3 protein-coding genes are annotated in these 3,799 nt (G+C 71.2%); all 3 read left to right on the top strand.

The features are described from left to right. Nucleotides 1–54 precede the first annotated feature (54 nt). Nucleotides 55–1,497 carry an FtsW/RodA/SpoVE family cell cycle protein gene (locus G6021_RS01815; RefSeq protein WP_182640539.1) on the top strand — a complete coding sequence of 481 codons (1,443 nt, stop codon included), beginning with the start codon at nucleotides 55–57 and terminating at the stop codon, nucleotides 1,495–1,497. 7 nt (nucleotides 1,498–1,504) lie between these two features. Next, nucleotides 1,505–2,977 (top strand): penicillin-binding protein 2, encoded by a 1,473-nt coding sequence (locus tag G6021_RS01810; RefSeq protein WP_182616176.1) that lies wholly within the window; start codon nucleotides 1,505–1,507, stop codon nucleotides 2,975–2,977. Continuing rightward, a partial coding sequence (locus tag G6021_RS01805) for a serine/threonine-protein kinase (RefSeq protein ID WP_182640538.1) occupies nucleotides 2,974–3,799 on the top strand: 826 nt, incomplete at its 3' end. The genes G6021_RS01810 and G6021_RS01805, both read left to right, overlap by 4 nt.

Here is a 3,799-nt window from a genome sequence, read left to right as displayed (position 1 = left end):
CCGCCCGCCCCGGCCCCCGTGCCGGGAGTCGACTGCCGGGCGGTGAGCTGACCCGTGGCCGCCCCCGTACCCGGAACGCAGGCGGCTCCGGCCCCGCCCCGCCGCGGCAAGGAGCTCGTCCTGCTGGTCGCCGCCTCGGTGATCGTCGGATTCGCACTGCTCCTGGTCCAGCTGGCCCAGGAGCAGGAACTCAGCCTCACACTGCTCTGGCTCACCCTCGCCTACCTCGGTCTGTGCGGCGGCGCCCACCTGCTGATCCGGTGGTTGGCCCCCTTCTCGGACCCGGTGCTCCTGCCGGCGGTCGCCCTGCTCAACGGCCTGGGCCTGGTGCTGATCTACCGCCTCGACCTGGCGTACGCGGCGCGCGCCGTGGCCAACGGCACCGACCCGCCGGGGATGGACGTCACCCGGCAGCTGCTGTGGACCCTCATCGGGCTGGCCTTCATGGCGGCCGTGTTGTACTTCCTCCGGGACCACCGGGTGCTGTCCCGGTACGGCTACACCATGGGTTTCGCCGGCCTGGTGTTGCTGGCGATCCCGGCGGTGCTGCCCGCCCGGTTCTCCGAGATCAACGGCGCCAAGAACTGGATCATCCTGCCCGGCTTCACCATCCAGCCCGGCGAGTTCGCCAAGATCCTGCTCATCATCTTCTTCGCCTCGATCCTGGTCGAGAAGCGGGAGCTGTTCACCAGCGCCGGTCGGCGGATCCTCGGCGTGGACCTGCCCCGCGGGCGTGACCTCGGGCCGATCATCGTGGCGTGGTTCCTGTCCCTGGGCGTGCTGGTGTTCAACACGGACCTCGGCATGGCGCTCCTGCTCTTCGCCACCGTGCTCACCATGCTCTACGTGGCCACGGAGCGCGTCAGCTGGTTGCTCATCGGCGTGGTGCTGGTGGGTGTCGGTGGCGTGCTGGCCTACGCCCTCTTCGGGCACGTGCGGGTGCGGTTCCAGATCTGGCAGGACCCCTTCGCCTACTTCGACACCGGCGGTTATCAGAGCTCGCAGGCACTGTTCGGTCTCGCCTCCGGCGGCATGGGCGGCACCGGACTCGGCAACGGGCGGCCGGACCAGGTGCCGTTCGCGGGCACCGACTTCATCACCTCCACGATCGGCGAGGAACTGGGCCTGATCGGCCTCGCCGCCGTGCTGATGATCTACACGATCATCGTCCTGCGCGGGATCCGCGTGGGTCTGACCATCAGGGACAGCTTCGGCAAACTCGTCGCCGTCGGCCTGGCCTTCACCGTGGCCATCCAGGTGTTCGTGGTGGTCGGCGGGGTCTCCACCCTCATCCCGCTCACCGGGCTCACCCTGCCCTTCATGGCCTACGGCGGGTCGAGCCTGCTCGCCAACTACGCCCTGCTGGCCATCCTGCTCCGGTTGTCGGACGACGCCCGGCGGCCGCTGCCGACCCCGCGTCAGACACCCGCGCTCGCCGAGGCCGCCACGGGCATGATGCGGACCCCGCTGCTGGCCCGCGTCCGGAAGTCCGGGTGAGCGCCGCGTGAACGCCGCCATCCGCAGGATCGCGATCGCCGCCATCGTCATGGTGGTCGCGCTGCTCCTGCAGCTCACCTGGGTGCAGGTCTTCCGCGCCGACGACCTGCGCGCCGACCCCCGCAACACCCGGATGCTGCTCGACGAGTACTCCCGCCAGCGCGGGCAGATCACCGCCGGCGGCCGGGTGCTGGCCATGTCGGTCCCCTCCGAGGGCAGGTACGAGTTCGAGCGCACCTATCCCACCGGTCCGACCGCGTTCGGCCCGACGGTCGGGTACTACTCCCTGCAGTTCGCCACCTCGGGGATCGAACAGTCCCAGGACGCGTTCCTCAACGGGTCCGACCCGCGGCTGCTCTCCCAGCGCATCTCGGGGCTCATCTCCGGGCGCACCCCCCAGGGCGGTTCGGTGGAGCTGACGCTCGACCCCGTCGCCCAGGAGGTCGCCTACGCGGCGCTGCAGCGGGGCGCGGGCCAGGGACCCTTCGTGGGTTCCGTGGCGGCGGTCCGACCCTCCACCGGCGAGGTCCTGGCGCTGGCCTCCAGCCCGTCCTTCGATCCCAACGCCCTGTCCAGCCAGGAGCAGACCGTCCGCACGCAGGAGATGGCGCGGATCGAGCAGAGCCCCGACCGGCCGCTGCTCAACCACGCCACCCAGCAGTCCCTGCCTCCCGGGTCCACCATGAAGGTCATCACCACCGCCGCCGCCCTCGAGTCCGGGATGGGACCGGAGACCCCGGTCTCCGGCGCGGACCGCACCCTGCTGCCCGGGACCTCCACGTTCCTGCAGAACTACGCCGGCCAGGCCTGCGGGGGCGGCACCGTGACCCTCCGCACCGCGTTCGAGCTCTCCTGCAACGTGCCCTTCGTGGAGCTCAGCCAGGAGATCGGTGCCGACGCGTTCACCGAGATGGCCGAGCGCTTCGGTGTGGACGGCGGTGAGCCGGACGAGCTCGGGATCCCCGCGGCGCCGTCCGGGCTCGGCCAGATGGAGGACGCCGCCCAGCTCGCCATGAGCTCGATCGGTCAGAGCGATGTCCGCATGACCACGCTGCAGAACGCCATGGTGGCCGCGACCGTGTCCAACGGCGGGGTGCGTATGCAGCCGAAGCTGATCCGTTCGCTCACGGCGCCGGACCTCTCCGTGGTGCAGGGGTTCACCCCCGAGGACGCCGGACGCGCCCTCACCGACGAGCAGGCCGGCACCCTCACCGAGCTCATGGAGGGCGCGGAGCGCAACGCCGGGGGCGGCCTGCCCGGGGTGACCATCGCCTCCAAGACCGGCACCGCGGAGCACGGCGTGGACGCCGCGGAGTCCGTCCCCTACACCTGGTACATCGCGTTCGTACCCGGGCAGGACGTGGCCGTGGCCGTGGCGATCGAATCCGGGCCGGGCGTCACCCGCGACACTGTGGGCTCCACCTACGCCGCCCCCATCGGGCGCGAGGTCCTCGGTGCCCTCCTCGGGGGAGCCGGATGAGCCTCAACTCCGGAGCGCTCCTGTCCGGCCGGTACCGCCTGTTGCGCCTGATCGCCACGGGCGGGATGGGTCAGGTCTGGGAGGCCGCCGACGCGGTGCTGGACCGGCACGTGGCGGTGAAGGTGCTCAAGGCCGAGTTCTCCTCCGACCAGGAGTTCGTCGAGCGGTTCCGGTCCGAGGCCAAGGTGACGGCACGGATCTCGCACCCGGGGATCGCGACGGTCTACGACTACGGGCAGATCGACGACCCGGCCTCGGGTAGCCCACTGTCCTACCTGGTCATGGAGCTCGTGGTGGGCGAGCCGCTGTCCGACGTCCTGTCCCGCGAGGGGTCGCTCCCGCTGCGCCACACCCTCGACATGCTGGAGCAGACCGGTCGCGCGCTCAACGCCGCACACGCGATCGGGTTGGTGCACCGGGACGTCAAGCCGGGCAACATCCTCATCACGCCCTCCGGGCAGGTCAAGCTCACCGATTTCGGCATCGCCAAGTCGATGGGGTCCGCGGCGGTCACCCAGGCCGGGATGGTCGTGGGCACCGCCCAGTACATCGCCCCCGAGCAGGCCATGGGGCACGAGACCACCCCGGCCGGTGACGTGTACTCGCTCGGCGTGGTGGGGTACGAGTGCGTTTCCGGGCGCAGGCCGTTCGTGGCCGATTCACCGGTGAGCGTGGCGATGATGCACGTCCGGGAGACGCCGCCACCGCTGCCCGACTCGGTGCCGCCGCCGGTCCGCAGGCTCCTCGCCGACGCCATGGTCAAGGACCCGGCTCGCCGGTACCCGGACGGCGAGGCCTTCGCCGAGGCGGTGGCCGACGTGC

Source organism: Dietzia sp. CW19, assembly GCF_014145265.1.
GTDB lineage: Bacteria > Actinomycetota > Actinomycetes > Mycobacteriales > Mycobacteriaceae > Dietzia > Dietzia natronolimnaea.
The sequence above is the reverse complement of the archived record's forward strand: the minus strand, read 5'-3'. Positions and strand labels throughout refer to the sequence as shown.